The sequence below is a fragment of the Amycolatopsis sp. NPDC049691 genome (assembly GCF_040675005.1).
Lineage (GTDB): Bacteria > Actinomycetota > Actinomycetes > Mycobacteriales > Pseudonocardiaceae > Amycolatopsis.
Map to the genome: position 1 here is coordinate 1 of NZ_JBFANX010000018.1, position 18,057 is coordinate 18,057.

The following is an 18,057-nucleotide window of genomic DNA, read 5'->3' on the forward strand; positions in this document are numbered from 1 at the left end:
CCACCGCCGAGGACCGACGCCGGCTGGCGCGGCCTTCGGTGCGTCAGACGCACCGAAGGCCACATTGGGTGCGTCAGACGCAACCAAGGCCACATTGGGGCGCTTGGGGCGGCGGCCGCTGCCGGAGGTGGCTTTTCGGCGAGCCGGCGGGCGGAGGGCATGCCGTGAGCCTGCGCCGAGTGCTTTCCCTGCCCGGCTGGTCCGAACACGTCCGCGTGCTCGCCGGCGCCGCCGGGCTGGACCGTCCACTCGCGACTGTCCAGGCCACTTTGGACGCTTCGCACCTTCCCGCGCCGGGGGAACTCACCGTCGTCGCCCGGCCGATCGCCGGGACCGACTGGCAGATCGATGCCCTGCTCCGCCGCTGCGCCGATGCCGGGGCCACCGCCGTTCTGCTGTCGGGGACCGAGCCGCTCAGCGCGTCGCGGCTGCTCGCCGACCGGCTGGCCGTTCCGCTGCTCGCCACCTCGGCCGCGCCGCTCGACCTGCTCGTCGAGGCGCGGCTGCTGCTCGCCGCGCCCGAACTCGACCGCGCCGATCTACTCCTCGCCACGCACCGCGCGCTCGGGGACCGGCTGCGACCGCCCGAGGAGGTCGTCGCCGTGCTGCGGCGGCTGCTGCGCTCGCCCGTCGCCGTGCTCGACGACCGCGGGGTGCCGCTCGCCGGGGAGGTCGCCGGGCGCGTCCGGCTGGACGAAGCCGTGCCGCAGCGGACCGTGCTCGACGACGGTGTCCTGCTCGCCCACCCCGTCCTGCTGCAGCGGCCCGCCATGTGGCTGGCCGCCGAGCTGCGGGGCACCGAGTCGGCGCGGGCCGACGTCGTCCCGCCCGCGCTCGCCGTCGCCGCGGGCGCGTTGCAGCGGTGGCTCCTGGCCAACCGCCTCGAGCTGGAACGCGACGCACGCTCGCGCACCGCGCTGCTCGGCGACCTGCTGCGCCTGGACACCGAGCCGGGCGCGGACCTGCGCCGCCGCGTCGCCGACGCCGGCTGGCGGCTCGGCGGCTGGCACGTCGGGCTGCACATCGGCGTCCCTGCGACCGTCGACACGGTCGCGCGCACGCAGGAGGTCATGCGGGCGCTGGACGTCGAGGCGGTCGTCGAGCACGGCGACGGCTGGACCGGCTGGGTCACCTTCGACCACGAACCGACGGCGGAGCGGGTGCGGGCCCTGGCGACCCGGCTCCAGGCGGCGCACCGGACGTTGCGCCTGGGCGCGCACATGGGCGTCGGGCGGCCGCACCCGCGTCCGGAAGGGCTGGCCGCGACGGTCGCGGAAGCCCTCGACGCCGCCCGGCTGGCCGCCACCCGGCCCGAGACGGGCCACTTCCTGCACGTCGACCAGCTCGGCATGGCCCAGCTGCTGCTGGAGTGGACCCGCACGGACACGTTCGAACCCGCCGCGCGGGCACTGGTGGCGCCGTTGCGCTCGGCGCCGGGCGACCTGGTCCGGACCCTCGCGGCCTACCTGGACGCCGAGTCGTCGATCGCGGAGACGGCCACGGTGCTGGGCGTGCACCGCAACACCGTGGCGGCCCGGGTCGCGCGGATCGAGCAGCTGCTCGGCGTGGACCTGTCCCGCCCGGACGAGCGGCTGGCGTTGCACCTCGCGTCCCGGGCGGTGATCCTCGCGGGCGAGTGACTAGTCGTCGTCCCCGCCGCCGGTGACGTTCCCGATGCTGGCGGGCACGCCCTTGATCATGTCGACGACGGTCTTGCCCGCCAGGCCCGACTTCCCGAACCACGGGTCGGTCATGATCTTGATGGCCGACTCGAACTTCTCGGCGCCTTCCTTGCCGAAGACCTTGCCGAGCTCGTGCACGGAGAAGTTGCTGATCTTGTCGAACTTCTGCATGATCTCGGGGGTTACACCGTCTATTTTGGACAGTTTGTCCTTGATGACGTTGGTCATCTGATCGGTGAACGGCTTGTGCGGCTTGGGATCCGGGGCCGGGGTGGGGTCCGGAGTGGACGAAGAGGGCGCGGGGTCGGGTTTGGCGGGCTCCGGCTTGGGGTCCGGGGTCGCCGAGGACGGCGCCGGTTCCGGCTTCGGTTCGGGGGTTGCCGAAGAGGAAGAAGGTGTGGGCTCGGGTTTCGGTTCGGGCTTGGGTTCCGGTGTGGCCGAGGAGGAGGACGGTGCCGGTTCGGGCTTGGGTTCGGGTTTCGGTTCCGGTGTGGCCGAGGATGGCTTGGGTTCCGGCTCGGGGGTCGCCGAGGAGGAAGACGGTGCCGGCTCGGGCTTCGGTTCGGGCTTGGGTTCCGGCGTGGCCGAGGATGAGGACGGTGCCGGTTCGGGCTTGGGCTCGGGCTTGGGTTCCGGCGTGGCCGAGGAGGAAGACGGTGCCGGCTCGGGCTTGGGCTCCGGCGTGGCCGACGAGGGCTTGGGTTCCGGCTCGGGGGTCGCCGAGGAGGAAGACGGTGCTGGCTCGGGTTTCGGTTCGGGCTTGGGCTCCGGAGTAGCCGAAGACGGCTTCGGTTCCGGAGTGGCCGACGACGGTTTCGGCTCCGGCGTCACGTCCGGCTTCGGGCTCGCCGGTGGCTTGGGCGCCGGGGTCGGGGTCAAGCTGCTCGTCGGGGGCTTCACCGCCGCGAGGTCGTCGCCCGCCTTGCCCATCTTCGCCAGCGCCTTCACCAGGTCGCCCAGCTTCTTGGCCAGCTGCATGAGCTTCGTGCCGATCTTGCCCAGCGCCGTGGCGACCGTGCCGATCGTCGTCGTGATGAACAGCGCGATCGAGGCCCCGAACGTCACCGGGGCCAGCGCCGCCGCGATCAGCGCGCCCTTGATGATCGTCGCCAGGAGCATCGCGATCAGGTCGCGCAGGATGCCGCGGAACGCGCCGACGATGCCGCCGGCGATCATCATGTTCTTGCCGGCCTGGTCGAGGTAGCCGCCGAGGGACGTCAGCTGCTCGGTGACCGCGTCCATGTCCTTCTTGAACTGCTCCGCGGCCTTGCCGGACCAGTCCTTCATGAGCGTGTCGAGGGCCTCCTGGTGCTGCTGCGACCACCCCTCGAGCTTCTTCTTCTCGGCCTTGAGCGCCTCGCTGGCCGCCTGGATGCCGATCGGGTCGCCCATCAGGATGTCCAGCGGCCAGCGCAGGATCGTGATGTGCTCGATGAGCCAGCCGATCCCGGCCGTGAGCAGGCTGCCGATCGGGTCCAGCACGAGACCGATCGTCTCCAGCGCCATGCCCGCCGCGCCGATGCCGATCGCGACCTGGTCGTTCTCCTTGACGGCCTTGTCCAGGCCGACCGCCGCCTCGAAGAACCCGGCCCCGGCCGCCGCGTTGTCCTTGTCGAACAGTTCGGAGCCGTGGAGGCTGACGTCCTTGCTCTGGTAGTCGTCGCCCACTATTCGAACCTCACGATCGAGTCGACGGCGTCCTGCTCACCCGACTGGTAGCGCTTCGCCGCCTCGGCGACTTTGTCCGAGAACTCGCCGATGGTCTTGGCGTAGTCGCCGAACTGGTGGTGCGCCTTGTCGGTCCACGCGCTCGCGCCGGCCGCCATCAGCTGGCACGCCGGGTTGATGCCGAACATGCCCGGGTCGCAGACCATGCCGCCGACGAGGTCCGCCGTGCTCTGCAGGTTGCTCTGCAGCTCGTCGAGGTGCTTGGCGAAGGTGGCCAGGGGTGCCGAATCGACCCGGAAGCCGCCGCCGCTCACCAGGGGTTCGATTCGTCGTCGAAGCGGTCGTCGGCCTGGGGACGGCGACGCGGGGGCTGCCCACCGGCGGGCGGTGCGGGCGGCCGCGCCGGGGGAGCGGCGGGCGGCGGGGTCCGCTCGGGCTCGGTGGTCTCCGGCGCCGCGAAGTCGCCGTCCGGCGGCGGGTCCGGCGGCAGGAACGACCGGACCATGTCGGTCGATTCGCCGTCGCCGTTGATGGTGGCGAAGGAGTCCGCGACGCTGCGGGCGGTCTGGCGCTGTGCCTCCCGCACCGTGCCCATGATCGCCGCGGTGAGCCGCGCGGGGCCCAGTTCGCACGCCCGGTGCCCGAGCTCGAGGTTCGTCAGCGCGCCGTTCGGCGCGAGCGTGACGGTGACCGCGCCGTCGCGGGAGCGGACGGTGGCGCCGGCGGCGGAAAGCGCTTCACTCAGCGCCGCCGCCTTCGACTGCATGTCCCGGACCTGCCGCTCGAGCAGGAGCTGGAAGTCCTCGCCTGGCCCCAGGTTCGGTTGCACGAATTCGACTCCTCGCCACGCCGGGGTGCCGGGGCACCGGCCCCGTGATCGCGCCAGATTAGCGCACACCGGACATTCATCCGCTGGTAGTCGGGGGTATGCCTGGATGACCCCCCGATGTTGCCCGCGAATGCCCTCGATCGGGTTTGACCCGGACCACGCTCCGGGTTGCACGATCGGCCGCATGACACGATTGGACGACTACCGGCCGCTCGGCCGCTCCGGACTGCGGGTGTCCCCGCTGGCCCTGGGCGCGATGACCTTCGGCTCCGGCCCCTTCTGCGCGGACGACGACACGGCGCGGAAGGTCTTCCGCGCCTACGTCGAGCGCGGCGGCAACTTCGTCGACACCGCCGACAACTACAGCGCCGGCCGCAGCGAGGAGCTGGTCGGCGAGTTCCTCCGCGACGTCGACCGCGACGACATCGTGCTCGCCACGAAGTACTCCGGCCCCGAGTTCCGCGACGGCGCCCCGTACTCGGACGCGCGCCGGCGCAGCAACGGGCGCAAGAACATGGTCGCCTCGCTGGAGGCGTCGCTGCGGCGGCTGCGCGCCGACCACGTCGATCTGTACTGGCTGCACGTCTGGGACGGCCGCACCCCGGCCGAAGAGGTGATGACGGCGTTCGACGACCTCGTGCGCGCGGGCAAGGTCCGCGCCGTGGGGCTCAGCGACGTCCCGGCCTGGTACGCGACGAAGGCCGCGATGCTCGGCGGCCCGCCGGTCACCGCGCTGCAGCTGGAGTTTTCGCTCATCGAGCGGGCGATCGAGGCCGAGTACGTGCCGCTGGCCGGCGAGTTCGGCACCGCGATCCAGCCGTGGGGCGCGCTCGGCGGCGGGTTCCTGTCCGGCAAGTACACGCGCGACGGCGCGGGCAGCGGACGGCTCACCGGCGGCGCGGACTTCCGGGCCCTGCCCGAGTCGCGGTGGACGATCCTCGACGTCGTCCGCGAGGTGGCCGTCGAGGTGGGCGCGACCCCGGCCCAGGTGGCGCTGCACTGGGTGACGCGCCGCCCGCGGATGCCCGCGCCGCTGATCGGCGCCCGGTCACCGGAGCAGCTCGCCGAAACGCTCGGCGCGCTCGAGCTGGACCTCACCGACGCCCAGCTGGACCGCCTGACCGAGGTCAGCGCGCCGGAACTGCCGTTCCCGCACGGCATCCTGGCGCGGCTCAACGCCGGGCTGCCGCGCTAGCCCCGGCCGTGGTGGCCGCCGTCGTCGGCGACGGTCTCCGCGTGCGGCTCGCCGTCCTGGCAGGTCACCACGACCACGTTCTCGGTCCCGCCGTTCTTGAACTTGACCGACGCGGTCGTCGCCGGGCCGCGCGCGACGTCGTCGGTGCGGTAGCCGGGATCCGGGCTCCACGAGACCAGGGTGACCCGGCCGCCCGCGCACGTGGCGACGATGCTGCCGCCGGGCACGGTCAGGCCGCGCGGCGCCGGGGCGCTCGACGTGGTGGGCGGCGGAGCCGGCGTGCTGCTCCACGGCACGGTTTCCAAGGCGCGCGCGACGTCGTCGGCGGACAACGGCTGGTTCTGCGGCCCGAGGATGCCGGCGCCGACGACGTCGAGGGCCACCGTCCCGGCGCCCGCGGTGACGGCGGCGGCCAGCAGCCAGCCCGCCGCCATCAGCACTCCGCGCCTGTTCACGCGTCCACTGTGCCATCCGGGCGGGTTAAAGCGCGGCTAAGAGCGCCTTAGCGTTCGGCGGCCGCCCGGCACCGCGGGTTTTCGTGTGTAGCCTCCCGACCATGGCGACCGTGCTGCTCGTCGAGGACGACCCGACCATCCGCACGGCCGTGCTGCGCGCGCTGACCGAGCGCGGGCACGCGGTGACGTCCGCGCCGACCGCGATGGCCGGGCTGCAGGCCGCCGTCACCGACCGGCCCGACGTCGTGCTGCTCGACCTGGGGCTGCCCGACCTCGACGGCCGCGAGGTGCTGCGGATGGTGCGGGCGGTCAGCGCGGTGCCGATCATCGTGGTCACCGCCCGCGGCGCGGAGGAGGAGATCGTCCGGCTGCTCGACGCGGGCGCCGACGACTACGTGGTCAAGCCGTTCGGCGGCGCCCAGCTCGACGCGCGGATCCGCGCGGTGCTGCGGCGCGCCGAACCGGAGGAGACGCACGAGCCGGTGGTCGTCGGCGGCCTGTCGGTCGACGCGCGGACGCGGCAGGCGTCCCTCGACGGCGCGCCGCTGGACCTCACCCCGCGCGAGTTCGACCTCCTGCACTACCTGGCGAGCCGGGCCGGGACGGTGGTGAGCAAGCGCGAACTCCTCGCCGACGTCTGGAAGCTGCCCTACGCCGGGGCGGACAAGACCGTCGACGTCCACCTGTCGTGGCTGCGGCGCAAGCTCGGCGAGACCGCGCAGGAGCCGCGGTACCTGCACACCGTGCGGCGCGTCGGCGTCCGGCTGGCCGAACCGGGGGCCGGGGCGTGAGGAAACGGCTCGCGGTGCTGGTCGCGGCCGCGATGAGCCTGGTGCTCGTGGCGTTCCTGGTGCCGCTGGCGATCCTGCTGCGGTCGGTCACCGCCGACCGCGCGGTCACCGCCGCGACCGCGAAGGCGCAGTCCCTGACGTCCTTGGTGGCGATCTCCGACGCGGCGGCCCTGCGGCCTGCCGTCGACCAGCTCAACACGACGGCCGGCCACCCGGTCACAGTGTTCCTGCCGGACGGCACCGTGCTCGGCGCGCCGGCCCCGCGCACGCCCGGCGTCACGCTGGCCGCCGCGCAGGGCGGCAGCCTCACCGTCGAGGACGCCGCCGGCCGCGAAATCCTCGTCGCGGTCCAGGGCCTGCCTCGCGGGACCGCCGTGGTGCGGGCCTTTGTGGACCGCGCCGAGCTGACGCGCGGGCTGGGCGCGGCGTGGCTGGTGCTGGCCGGGCTCGGGGTGGTGCTGCTGGCGCTCGGGGTGTTCGTCGCCGACCGGCTGGCGCGCTCGATCGTCCGCCCGGTCCACGAGCTCGCGGCGGTGTCGCGGCGGCTGGCCGAGGGCGACCTGGACGCGCGGGCCGTGCCCGGCGGGCCGGGGGAGGTGCGGTCGGTGGCGGGCGCGCTCAACCTGCTCGCCGCCCGGATCCGGGACCTGGTCCGCCAGGAACGCGAGGCGGTGGCCGACATCTCGCACCGGCTGCGGACACCGTTGACGGTGCTGCGGCTCGACGCCGAGTCGTTGCGCGACCCGGCCGAGGCCGACCGGATCACCGGCCACGCGGAGAGCCTGGAACGCCAGGTCACGGCGTTGATCGACCAGGCCCGCGCCCGGGATTCGGCGCCCGGCTCGTGCGACGCGGCCGCCGTGGCGGGCGAGCGGGCGGAGTTCTGGTCGGTGCTGGCGCAGGACCAGGACCGCGCGGTGACGGTCGAGCTCGACCCGGGCCCGCTGCCGGTCGCGGTCGGGCCGGCCGAGCTGGCCGCGTGCCTGGATGCCTTGCTGGGCAACGTCTTCGCGCACACGCCGGAGGGAACGGGGTACGCGATCCGGCTGACGGCGACGCCCGAAGGAGCGCGCCTGGAGGTCTCGGACGAGGGGCCCGGGTTCGACATCGACGACGTCGAGCGCGGCGCCAGCGGGGCCGGGTCGACGGGGCTCGGGCTCGACATCGCGCGGCAGACGGCCCGCGCGTCCGGCGGGACGTTCGCGGTCACGCGCGGGCGGCCGCACGGGGCGCGGATCGTGCTGGAGCTCGGGAAGCCGTTAGGGATGCCTTAAGCCGTGCGCAGCGCGCCGCTATCGGCGGGTGCGTGAAGCTTCTTTCGTTGGCGGAGAACGAAAAGGAGCACGGACATGCGCAAGATTCTGGTGATCGCGGCGGCCGGTGCGGCACTCGCGGTGGGCGGGACCACGGCGGCCATCGCGCAGAACGGCGCGGACGACGGCACGCGAGTGCCGACGACGGCCGGGGCCACGGCGACGACCGAAACCCCGGTCGCCACGGGAACCTCGAGCGGCGGCGTCGCCACGGGAACGAGCCGCCCGGCACCGAGCACGTACCCGACGCGGACGCACGACCTCGGCGACGACCACGGCGGCCGGCACGCGGAGCCCGGCGACGACCGCGGTGGCCGGGGTGCCGAAGCCGGCGACGACCGCGGCCGGCACCGCGAGGGCGGCGACGACCACGGCGGCCGCCGCTGACCCACCGTCCACATCGGACACCAGGTGCGGCGCTTCCCGGAAAGCGCCGCACCTTCAGGGCCGGGCGGCTCGCGCGACGCGTTCGATCTCCGCGCACCGCTCCGCCCAGAACTCGCGGTCCCGGGCCGGCGCGCTGGTCGCCCCGTCGAGCTGCTCCCGGAGGATGTCGGCGTGCCCGGCGTGCCGGTTGGTCTCGGTGAGCACGTGCACCACGACGTTGAACAGCAGCACGTCCGGCCGCGGCCACCACGGCACGTGGCCGGGCGCGTCGATGGGGAGCGCCGCGATCGTCGCGTCGGCGTGCGCCGCCGCGCGCTCGAACCGGTCGATGACCTCCGCGCGCGTCTCCTGCTCGGTCGCCCAGAAGTCCCGGCCGCGCGCCTCGAGGTCGTCCCAGCGCGGCAGCGGCTCGGGGAACGGCCTGCCGAACACCTCGCCCAGGTACCGCGTCTCCCACAACGCGAGGTGCTTCACCAGTCCCAGCAGGTTGGTCCCGGTCGCCGTCAGCGGACGGCGGACGTCGTACTCGCTCAACCCCTCCAGCTTCTCCAGCACGGCCGCACGGGCCTCGCGCAGATCGTCGTGCAGGTACTGCTTCGCGAATCCGTCGATCACAGCGGCACCCCGCGCACCGCGACCGGGCCCCGGGTCGGGTCCAGCTCGACCGCCTGGTCCACTCCGGACGGCGTCAGCACGTCGAACGCCTTCGGGGCGGTCGCCGGGTCCGCCGCGCAGATCGGTGCGGTCCCGCCCGCGGCGCACAGGCCGAACGTGTACTGGCCCGCCGTCGGCGTGAACGGCCGCGCCTGGTCGGGGGAGTTGCCGTCCTGGCCGGTCAGTACCACCGCGAACGTCCAGCCGGGACCGGGTGTCCCGAACGCCGATTTCGCGACGCTCACCGTGATGTACCGCGTCGCCTGCGAAGCCTGCACCGACGGCGTCGCCAGCGTTGCGCCCGAAGCGTCGACGAGCGCGGGATCGGCGAAGCCCTGGACCTCGATGCGGCGGCTCCAGGCGTCCGAAGCCGCGATCGTGTACGCCCGGCTCGGGAACGGCGCGGCGGTCGAGGTCGCCGTCGCGGCCGGATCGTGCGCGTAGATCGTCAGCAGCTGCGCGCCGAGCGGCGAGCCGAACGTCGGCGACAGGTCGCGGATCTGCGCGCGGAACACCAGGTTCGCGCCGGAGTCGATGACCTGGAACCGCTGCAGGTCGAACGCGCCCGCGTGGAAGTCCCCGGCCGTGGGGTAGGTGTACGTGCCCGGGCCGTTGTCGTCGCCGTCCGGGTCGGCCGCGTCGAGCAGGACCGTGCCGGTGACGAAGTCCGAGCTGATCGTTTTCTGCGCGTACCCGGTGCCGGTGCCCGAAGTAGCGGCCGCGGTCACGACGTTCGCGCCCAGCGGGGTCGGCACCGTCGCGCCGAACTTCCCGTCGGCGCCGGCGCGCACCGACAGCACCGAGGTCGTGCCGGTGTCGGTGTTCGAGACGGCCAGGTCGACCTGGCTGCCCGCGGGTGCGGTGCCGGTGACCGCCGCGGTCGCGGTGGACACCGACGCCGGCGCGTCGAGGGTGACGGCCAGCGCCGCGGGCGGGGCGTGCGTGACGTACCGGGCGCGGACGTCGGCGGGCTGCTCGGGCAGGCGGCCGTCGGCGAGGGCCCTGGCCAGCCGCACCGACTGCGACTGGGCCCAGCTGAGCGGTGCGACCGAACCGGCGGGCTGTCCCGGCGCGAAGCCGATGGACGCCGTGCGTGGGTCGGAGCCGTAGGGCGAGGCGGGCACGGCCGGGTTTTCCCACGTCTGCTCGGGAATCAGCCCGGTGCCGCCGGTCTGGGCCCGCATGGCGCGCAGCAGCGCCGCCGCGCCGGCCCGGTCGCCGGTCTGCACGGCCTGCTCGCCGCGTTCCCCCGCGAGCACCGGCCAGAGGTGGCCGGACCCGGTGTTCGTCGACGGCCAGGGTGCCCCGGTCGGCGCGCAGTTCGTCGGATCGGGCTCGTAGCAGTCGCCGTAGCCGTCTTCGCTGCCCGCCGCGGAAGTCCCGTAGCGGTACCAGCCCGGGCCGGTCGGGGTGTCCCGTTTGATCACCCGGTCGACGACGCCGAGCGACGCGGTGACGTCCGGGTCGTTCGCCGGCAGCACGCCGAGCCGGGTCAGCTCGAGGAACCCGGCGTCGACGACCGCGCGCTGGTCGGCGTCGACCGAGCCGTTGCCGAGGTTGTAGAACCACTCCGAGTTCGGATCGCCGTTCTTGGTCAGCCGCAGGAAGTAGCGCCCGCCGTACGGCCCGGTGGACGTCACCGTCCAGCCCTTGATGCTCCGCTGGAAGTGGTCCGCGGTCGCCCGGTAGACGCGCGCGCGTGCCGGGTCGCCGTTGCGGTCGGCGATCACCCCGGCCGCGACGAGCCCGGCGATCTCGGCGGCGATCGTCGAGGGGGAGTAGCCGCCCTGCTCTTCCCAGCGCTCGGAGCCGAACGCCGGCCCGTGCGCGACGACGAAGTCCGCGGCCGCCCGGATGTGGCCGGTGTAGAGCGTCCGGTCGCGATCCAGGCCGGCCTGCAGCGCCATCAGGATCGGGTACGCGCTCTCGTCGAGCTGGTCACCGCCGGAGTCGGGTGCCTTCTTGCCGTTCAGCATCGAATTGCGCGGGAACCGCCCGTCCGGTTGCTGCTGGCGGGAGAACAGCCACCGGACGCTGGCCCGCGCGGTCTCACGGTCGCCGGCCGCCAAGAGCCCGGAGAAGCTTTCGTAGAGGTCGCGGGCGAAGATCTCGCGGTACGAACCGAAGTAGACGGGCTTGCCGCCCGGTGCGTCCCCCGCCGAGACGGCCTGCCCCCACGGGCTGCCGAGCGACGCGACCACCGCACCCGGGAACGTCTTGTCCTCACTGGCCTTCAGCACGTTGACCGACTGGAAGTACGCGTCAGAGTCCTTGCCACGCACGGGAATCAAGCTGTTGTCGTAGTCGCGCCAACCTCGCGCGTACTCGCGGTAGCTCTGGTCGAACGGTGTGCGCAGGCTCGCGCCCGCGGTCTGGACCGCCGCGCGCGCGTCGGCGCCGAAGCCGAGGGCCAGCACGGCCGGGCGGCGCGGCTGCAGGTCCAGCTGGGCGGTCTGCACGACGTTGCCGTTCGCCGCCGACGACGTCGGGTCGGTGAGCCGGTGGTCGCGGTCGAGCTGGGCCAGCCCGTCGCCGGGGGTGCCGACGAACCCGCTGGACGTGCTCAGGAACCGGCGGTCGGCGCGCAGCGCGGCGGCCAGCGGGGTGGCGTAGTCGCGGGCCGGCGCGCTGGACACCGTGTTCGAATCGGCGCTGACCAGTGCGGACGTCGCCGCGTCCACCGAAGCGGTGTCCCCGCCGCCGTTCGCCGGGCCACCCCCGCCGTTGCCGTTGATGCTCGCGTCGAACCGCACGTAGACCTTGAGGTCGCGGCCGGACCCCTGCAGCGGGTCGAGCCGGGTCCGGATGAGCACGCCGGTGCGCGCGGGGTCGGTCAGGTACTCGGTGACCAGCCGGTACCTCCCGGTGCGCGGGGTCGACGTCACCTCGCAGGCCATCCCGCCCGCGCTCGTGCGCACGGTGTAGGTCATGTCCCGCGCCTGCAGGTCGGTGAACGTGCGGCCGTCGGTGACGGCGAACTGCAGCGTCTCGACGTTCGTGTTGTCGATCACCGGCGCGTAGACGTCGGACAGCACGCCGCCCGCGACGGTGAACCACGCCTTGCTGGTGGTGTTCCGGGCCGTACCCAGGCAGTCCTTGCGGGCCAGGCCGAAGTGCGAAAGCACGCCCGGCCCCGGGTCCGGCGCCGCGGCGGCGGCCGGGACGGGGAGGAGGGCGGCGGCCAGCACCGCGCACAGCACCACGGACCACGTCGACCGAGTCATCGGCACATCCGATCACGCCAGGTCGCGGCGCACCAGGTCCGAAAGCAGCAGAGGGGGCCGTTACCCGTGATTGAGAAACCGGACCGGTGGGTAGCAAACCCACAGTCCCCCGGGGAGGTGAACGTGGAAGAGCACGAAGCGGACGGCTGGCGGTACCGCGGCACCATTTCGCCACGGACGCTGCCGAGCCTGCGGCGGCACCTGGTTTCGTGGCTGCGCAGACGCGCCGGCGACGAGGTCGGGCGGCAGGCCGACGACGTCGTCCTGGCCTGCTGGGAAGCGATGGCCAACGTGCTGGACCACGCCTACCACGGCCGGCCGGGGCTGATCGACGTCCGGGCGCGGATCGACGAGGACGTGCTGATCGTCACCGTCGCCGACCAGGGGCGCTGGACGTCGGTCACCGAGCGGCCCGACCGCGGCCGCGGCCTGCGGCTGATCCAGGCGCTGGTCGACGGGCTCGACATGCGCTCGACCGACGACGGCACGGTGATCACGCTGACCTGGCCGTTCCCGGCCCGGCGCACCGCCTGAACGTCAGTCCGCCGAGGACAGTCCTTCGACGAACCGCGCCGCGACGTCCCGCAGCTTCACGTTGGTGTGCTGGGACTCCGCGATCAGGCGCTTCATGGCGTCGTCGGCGGTGACCCGGTGCACGGCCATCAGGATGCCCTTGGCCTGCTCGATCACCGCCCGCGAGGTCATCGCCGTCTCGAGCTCGGCGACGCGGCGGCGGGCGGTCCGGTAGCGGCGCGTGGAGCGCAGGCCGAACGAGACGATCGTGGTGTAGAGCGCCAGCAGCCGCGAGTCGGTCTCGGCGAAGCCGTGGTCGCCGAAGCCGAAGAGGTTCAGCGCGCCGCCGAGGGCTTCGTCCACGCGCAGCGGCGCGGCGAGGTAGCTGCCGACACCGACGCCGCGCGCGTAGGCGGTGAACTCGGGCCAGACCGCACCGGCCGTGGCGAGCGGCAGCCGGACGATCTCGCCGGTCTCGGCCGCTCGCAGGCACGGACCCTCGCCCGCGGCGTACTGGACGCGGTCGATGTCGACGGCCCGGTCGTCGGTGGAGGCGGCGGTTTCCGGCTCGCCGTCGCGGATCGCGGTGATGCTGGCCATGTCGGCCCCGGGCACGGCCCGGACGGCCTCGGCGCAGACCGCCTCGAGGATCTCGGTCTCGGACGGCTCGGTCTCGAGAGCCGTCGCCAGATCCGCCATCGCCGCGGTCAGCTCGTCGAAGTGCTCGGGCGGGATCGGTTCGCCGGTCACTGCGGTCACCTCCGTCCGGCTCCTGCGGAGGACGATACCCGCGCCGGCGGTTCGGGCCGGGGCGGTGGCCCCGGCCCGTCGCTCGCTGCTGAACGTCGTGGGTTGGGTGCCGGGGCCACCTGACGACAGCCGGCAGCACAACCCACCCGGCGACCGTCGCTACCGCCCGCTTACCCGGTCGGCCGTGTGCCAACCGCTCAGCGGATCGTCACTTTGGCGACCTGGGTGAGACCCGAGACACGCAGGACGCGGTCGAGCAGGCGAGGCGCGATCAGGCGCACGTCGTGCGCGCCCGCCTGGTCGAACAGGGCCGCGATGCCGGCGCTGTCGAGGTAGGTCACCCCGGTCAGGTCGACGGTCAGCGCGGCCCCCGCGGCCAGCTCGCGCTCGAGCGCGGCGCCGAACTCCCCGGCGTTGCCCATGTCGATCTCCCCGGTCACGGTCAGGATCCGGTCTCCGTCGTCGCCCGCGGAGGCGACCAGCGTGAGTGCCGTGGTCACGAACCGATTCTCCATTCCAGCGTGACGGTGGTGCCGGTCGTGTCGTGCCGGACGGCGACGGCGTCGGCGAGCGCCTCCATCATCGGCATCCCGCGCCCGCGCAGCACGTGGTTGTCCGGCGGCGGCTGCTTCCAGTGCCCGCGATCGGACACCGTGACGATCAGGTGCGCGCCGGCGAAACGGGCCGACAGGTGCGCGGTCCCCTCGGCGCCGGGGTAGGCGTGCTCGACGGCGTTCGCGCAGGCCTCGCCGGAGGCGACGAGGACGTCCTGCGCGAGCTCCTCGCCGAGGGAGGCGGTGCCCAGCCACGCGCGCAGCCAGTGCCGCGTCGAGGCGAGGCTGTCGGGGTGGGCCGGGAAGTCCAGCTCCAGCGGCGGCACCGACCGGCGGTAGAGCAGCAGCGCGACGTCGTCCTCGTAGCCCTCCGCCGGCCGCAGCCGGCCCATCAGCGTGGCCGCCAGCTCGGCGAGGTCGGCGTCGCGCGCGCCGTGGGCGACCGAGGTCGCCCGGTCGATGCCGTCGTCCAGCGCTTCGCGGCGGCGCTCGACGAGGCCGTCGGTGTAGAGCATCAGCAGCGAGCCGACCGGGACGACCGCCGTGGCCTCCGGGCGCGCGGCCGGGACGCGGACCGCGAGCGGCACGCTGCTGCCCGCGTCGAGGAACTCCGCCGAGCCGTCCTGGTGCACCAGCGTGGCGGGCGGGTGCCCGGCGCTGCTGTAGGTGAGCGTGCCGGTCGCGGGGTCGAGGACGCCGCAGAAGACGGTGGTGCACAGGGCGCCCGGCAGCCGGTCGGCGAAGAGGTCGAGCGTGGTCAGGGTGTGCGCCGGGCCGTTGGCCTCCAGCAGCAGGGCGCGGCAGGCACTGCGCAGCTGGCCCATCACCGCGGCCGCGGCGAGCCCCCGGCCGACGCAGTCGCCGACGACGATGCCGATCCGGCCGGCGGACAGCGGGACGACGTCGTACCAGTCACCACCCACCTCCAGGGGCGGGTTCGCCGGTTCGTAGCGCACCGCGAAGCCGTCGGGCAGCAGCGCCGGGCCGAGGATCGAGCGCTGCAGCGCGATGGCGACCTCGCGCTGCCGGTCGTCGCGGTGGGCGCGGCGCAGCGCGTGCGCCAGCGTCCCGGCCAGCAGCGCCAGCAGCGTCCGGTCTTCGATGCCGAGCGGGCGGCCCGGGTCCGGCTCGACCCAGAGCGTCAGCCGGCCGCCGGGGTGGTCCAGCGTCGCGCCGGCGCCGCCCTCCGCGGGGGTCGCGTGCAACGCGGGCAGGGCACGGACTTCGGCGAGCTTCGCGCGCAGCGGCGCGGCCAGGTCGGTCCACCGCCGGTCGGCGGCGTCGGTGGACATCAGCTCCGGTTCGCCGTCGGGTACCCAGGTCACCGCGAGCACGCGCTCGGCCTGCCACAGTTCGCGCAGCAGGTCCAGGGCCGTGCGAAGGACGTCGGGCACCCCGCTGACGCCGGCGAGGCGCTGGTTCATCGCGGCCAGCGCGTTTTCCCGCTGCACGGCGTAGCGCTCGGCCGTGACGTCGCGGATCGTGCCGACCACCCGGCGGCGGCCTTCGTCGTCGTACAGCTCGTTGTAGGCGACCGCGGCCCACACCCGGTGGCCGTCGCGGTGGCGCAGCGGCAGCACGAAGCTCCCGGACGGCTCGGTCCGCGACCGGCCCAGCGCGTCGGCCACCTGCCGGTAGGCGGCCGGGTCGTCGTCCGGGTCCGGCGCCCACGGGAAGGGCGGCGAGTAGGGCAGCCCGTCGGGCCCGTACCCGATCAGGTCGGTGCACGCCGCGTTCATCTCCACCACCCGCCCGTCGGGGTCGCAGACGAAGAAGCCGTCCTGCATCGACTCGATCATCGCCGCGCGCCACCGCGAGTGCTGCGTCCGCAGCCGCGCGAGCCGGATGGTCGTGCGGACCCGGGCGAGCAGCTCCTGGGCGGAGAACGGCTTGACCAGGTAGTCGTCGGCCCCGGCGGCCAGCCCGTCGACGGCGGCCTCCTGCCCGGCGCGGGCGGAGAGCAGCAGCACGGGCACCGCGGCGGTGCGCGGGTCCCGCCGCAGCTCGGCGAGCAGGCCGAGCCCGTCCAGCCGCGGCATCATCACGTCGCTGATGATCAGCTCGGGCGGCTCGGCGGCCGCGGCGGCGAACGCTTCGACGCCGTCGCCGACCGCGGTGACCGCGTAGTCCTCGTGCAGCAGCCGGGTCAGGTAGTCGCGCATGTCGGCGTTGTCGTCGGCGATCAGCACCCGGGCGCCCGTGGCCGGGGCTTCCGCGGCGGCCGGTCCGGGACCGTCCGCCGGCAGCCAGCGCAGCGCCTCCTGGACGTACGGCTCGACGGTGTCCGCGGCGAGCCCGCCCGCGGACGGTTCCGGGGCGACGTGCTCGGCGGGCAGGTGGCGGGTGCCCAGCGGCAGCCGGATCCGGAACGTCGTGCCCTCGCCGGGGGTGCTCTCGACGGCCACCGTGCCGCCGTGCATCCCGACGAGCTCGCGCACCAGGGCCAGGCCGATCCCGCTGCCTTCGTTCGAACGCGACCGCGCCGAGGGGATCCGGTGGAACCGCTCGAACAGCCGCGGCAGCTCGGCGGCGTCGATCCCGATCCCGGTGTCGGAGACGACGACCTCGGCGTGCTCGCCGTCGACGGCGGTGCGCACCCGGATCTCGCCGTCGAAGGTGTACTTGACCGCGTTGGACAGCAGGTTGAGGACGACCTTCTCCCACATCCCGCGGTCGACGTGCACCGGAGTGCCCAGCGGCGGGCAGGCGACCTCGAAGCGCAGCCCGGCCCGCTCGACGGCGGCGCGGAACACGCTCGCCAGCTCCGCGGTGAACGCCGAGAGGTCGACCGGCTCGAAGCGCGCCTGCATCCGGCCCGCCTCGATCCGCGAGAAGTCGAGCAGGTTGTTCACCAGCCGGCCCAGCCGCAGCGCGTTGCGGTGGATGACGGCGACCTCTTCGCGGACGCGTTCGTCCGCGTCCGACAGCGTCTTGTCCAGCTCGGCCACCGGGCCGAGGATCAGCGTGAGCGGGGTCCGGAACTCGTGGCTGATGTTGGCGAAGAACGTCGTCTTCGCCGCGTCCAGCGCGGCCAGCTCCTCGGCGCGGCGCTGCTGCGCCTGGTAGGCGAGCGCGCCGTTGACCAGCGCCGCCGTCTGCTGGGCGACCAGCCCGAGGAACGTCCGGTAGGACTCGTCGAGCGCGCGCCCGGCGCTCGCCGCCAACACGATCACGCCGGTGGCCGCGGTGCCGGGGGCGCCGGGCAGCGGCAGGACCATCGCCTCGGTGGGCGGGGTGGACCAGCCGCCCGACGGCAGCTCGCCGAAGGTGGTGGTCAGATCCGTGACGGTGCGCGGAGTCCCGTCGGCGAGCACCTCTTCGAGGGGCCAGCCTGCGGTGTGCGCGCTCCCGCCGGCGGTGACGGCCGCGAGGGCGAGCCCGCCGTCGTTTTCACGCACGTGGATCGCGGAGTACGGGACGTCGGCGCCGGCCCGCGCAAGCACGCCGGCGACCAGCTGACAGGCTTCGCCGACGGTGCGGGCGATGCCGGCCTGGGCGCCGAGCTCGCGCAGCGTGGCCAGCCGGCGTTCGCCGATCACGCGCTCGGTGGTGTCGGTGACCGCGGTGAACACCGCGCGCACGGTGCCTTCGTCGTCGTGGACCGGGCTGTAGGAGTAGGTCCAGTAGGTCTCTTCCCAGTAGCCGTGCCGGTTCATCGGCAGCAGCAGGTCCTCCGACCAGGTCGCCTCGCCGGTGGCCATCACGCTGTCGAGCATCGGGCCGATGATGTGCCAGATCTCGTCCCAGACCCGCGCGCCCGGCTTGTCCAGCGCGGGGTGCTTGGTGCCGAGCAGCGGCAGGTAGGCGTCGTTGTAGAGGAAGCGCAGATCCGGGCCCCACCAGACGATCATCGGGAAGCGCGAGGTGAGGCAGATCCGCACCGCCGTGGTCAGGCTCGCCGGCCAGCCCGCCGGGTCCCCGAGCGGCGACGACGCCCAGTCGAATTCCCGCATCCGGGCGGCCATCTGGCTGGTGCCCGGGAAGACGGCCCGCTGGCCGGATTCCTCGCCGACGGTCATCACACTCCCGATCACGCGGCCCC

The 18,057-nt window shown here is 73.9% G+C and carries 15 protein-coding genes; 6 read left to right on the forward strand and 9 right to left on the reverse strand.

Annotation, left to right across the window (positions count from 1 at the left end; genetic code table 11):
• The first annotated feature begins 164 nt into the window (after positions 1–164).
• Positions 165–1,640, forward strand: a complete 1,476-nt coding sequence (locus AB0J40_RS33600; protein ID WP_364461192.1) for a helix-turn-helix domain-containing protein — start codon at positions 165–167, stop codon at positions 1,638–1,640.
• On the opposite strand, the gene AB0J40_RS33605 is transcribed toward AB0J40_RS33600, so the two are convergent.
• The 3 genes from AB0J40_RS33605 to AB0J40_RS33615 are packed head-to-tail and all read right to left on the reverse strand — an operon-like array spanning position 1,641 to position 4,179.
• On the reverse strand, positions 1,641–3,350 hold the full coding sequence (locus AB0J40_RS33605; RefSeq protein WP_364461195.1) for a hypothetical protein: 1,710 nt from the start codon (positions 3,348–3,350) through the stop codon (positions 1,641–1,643). It lies immediately after the preceding gene.
• Positions 3,350–3,664 (reverse strand): hypothetical protein, encoded by a 315-nt coding sequence (locus AB0J40_RS33610; protein WP_364461198.1) that lies wholly within the window; start codon positions 3,662–3,664, stop codon positions 3,350–3,352. Before AB0J40_RS33610 ends, AB0J40_RS33605 begins: the two co-directional genes overlap by 1 nt.
• Positions 3,661–4,179 (reverse strand): YbaB/EbfC family nucleoid-associated protein, encoded by a 519-nt coding sequence (locus AB0J40_RS33615; protein WP_364461201.1) that lies wholly within the window; start codon positions 4,177–4,179, stop codon positions 3,661–3,663. The genes AB0J40_RS33610 and AB0J40_RS33615 overlap by 4 nt, the downstream gene beginning before the upstream one ends.
• A 184-nt stretch (positions 4,180–4,363) precedes the next feature.
• On the opposite strand from AB0J40_RS33615, the gene AB0J40_RS33620 reads away from it, so the two are divergent.
• Positions 4,364–5,374: an aldo/keto reductase gene (locus AB0J40_RS33620; RefSeq protein ID WP_364461203.1), complete on the forward strand. Its 1,011-nt coding sequence runs from the start codon at positions 4,364–4,366 to the stop codon at positions 5,372–5,374.
• On the opposite strand, the gene AB0J40_RS33625 is transcribed toward AB0J40_RS33620, so the two are convergent.
• A complete protein-coding gene (locus AB0J40_RS33625; RefSeq protein WP_364461206.1) occupies positions 5,371–5,829 on the reverse strand; it encodes a hypothetical protein in 459 nt (152 codons plus the stop codon). The two genes, AB0J40_RS33620 and AB0J40_RS33625, sit on opposite strands and share 4 nt — an antisense overlap.
• A 101-nt stretch (positions 5,830–5,930) precedes the next feature.
• Between AB0J40_RS33625 and AB0J40_RS33630 the strand changes: the two genes are divergently transcribed.
• From AB0J40_RS33630 to AB0J40_RS33640, 3 genes are all read left to right on the forward strand, one after another.
• On the forward strand, positions 5,931–6,620 hold the full coding sequence (locus AB0J40_RS33630; RefSeq protein ID WP_364461209.1) for a response regulator transcription factor: 690 nt from the start codon (positions 5,931–5,933) through the stop codon (positions 6,618–6,620).
• Positions 6,617–7,894 carry a HAMP domain-containing sensor histidine kinase gene (locus tag AB0J40_RS33635; protein ID WP_364461212.1) on the forward strand — a complete coding sequence of 426 codons (1,278 nt, stop codon included), beginning with the start codon at positions 6,617–6,619 and terminating at the stop codon, positions 7,892–7,894. The genes AB0J40_RS33630 and AB0J40_RS33635 overlap by 4 nt, the downstream gene beginning before the upstream one ends.
• 75 nt (positions 7,895–7,969) lie before the next feature.
• Positions 7,970–8,320, forward strand: coding sequence for a hypothetical protein (locus AB0J40_RS33640; RefSeq protein ID WP_364461215.1), 351 nt, complete (start codon positions 7,970–7,972; stop codon positions 8,318–8,320).
• A gap of 54 nt (positions 8,321–8,374) precedes the next feature.
• Here the strand turns inward: AB0J40_RS33640 and AB0J40_RS33645 are convergent, their stop codons facing one another.
• Together AB0J40_RS33645 and AB0J40_RS33650 are read right to left on the reverse strand one after the other, a co-directional pair.
• Entirely contained in the window at positions 8,375–8,935 is a 561-nt protein-coding gene (locus tag AB0J40_RS33645; protein WP_364461218.1) for a DinB family protein, read from the reverse strand.
• Positions 8,932–12,198 carry a glucodextranase DOMON-like domain-containing protein gene (locus AB0J40_RS33650; RefSeq protein WP_364461221.1) on the reverse strand — a complete coding sequence of 1,089 codons (3,267 nt, stop codon included), beginning with the start codon at positions 12,196–12,198 and terminating at the stop codon, positions 8,932–8,934. Before AB0J40_RS33650 ends, AB0J40_RS33645 begins: the two co-directional genes overlap by 4 nt.
• Before the next feature lie 123 nt (positions 12,199–12,321).
• Here AB0J40_RS33650 and AB0J40_RS33655 point away from each other — a divergent pair, with 123 nt between their 5' ends.
• Positions 12,322–12,732 carry an ATP-binding protein gene (locus AB0J40_RS33655; protein WP_364461223.1) on the forward strand — a complete coding sequence of 137 codons (411 nt, stop codon included), beginning with the start codon at positions 12,322–12,324 and terminating at the stop codon, positions 12,730–12,732.
• A 3-nt stretch (positions 12,733–12,735) separates the two neighbouring features.
• Here the strand turns inward: AB0J40_RS33655 and AB0J40_RS33660 are convergent, their stop codons facing one another.
• The 3 genes from AB0J40_RS33660 to AB0J40_RS33670 all read right to left on the reverse strand — a co-directional run bounded on the left by AB0J40_RS33660 (position 12,736) and on the right by AB0J40_RS33670 (position 18,034).
• Complete coding sequence (locus AB0J40_RS33660; RefSeq protein ID WP_364461226.1) at positions 12,736–13,461, reverse strand: GAF and ANTAR domain-containing protein; 726 nt, start codon at positions 13,459–13,461, stop codon at positions 12,736–12,738.
• Positions 13,462–13,658: 197 nt separating this feature from the next.
• Positions 13,659–13,961 carry an STAS domain-containing protein gene (locus AB0J40_RS33665; RefSeq protein WP_364461228.1) on the reverse strand — a complete coding sequence of 101 codons (303 nt, stop codon included), beginning with the start codon at positions 13,959–13,961 and terminating at the stop codon, positions 13,659–13,661.
• The gene (locus tag AB0J40_RS33670) at positions 13,958–18,034 is read right to left on the reverse strand and encodes a SpoIIE family protein phosphatase (protein WP_364461231.1); all 4,077 of its coding nucleotides are present in this window, start codon (positions 18,032–18,034) and stop codon (positions 13,958–13,960) included. The genes AB0J40_RS33665 and AB0J40_RS33670 overlap by 4 nt, the downstream gene beginning before the upstream one ends.
• Positions 18,035–18,057 lie beyond the last annotated feature (23 nt).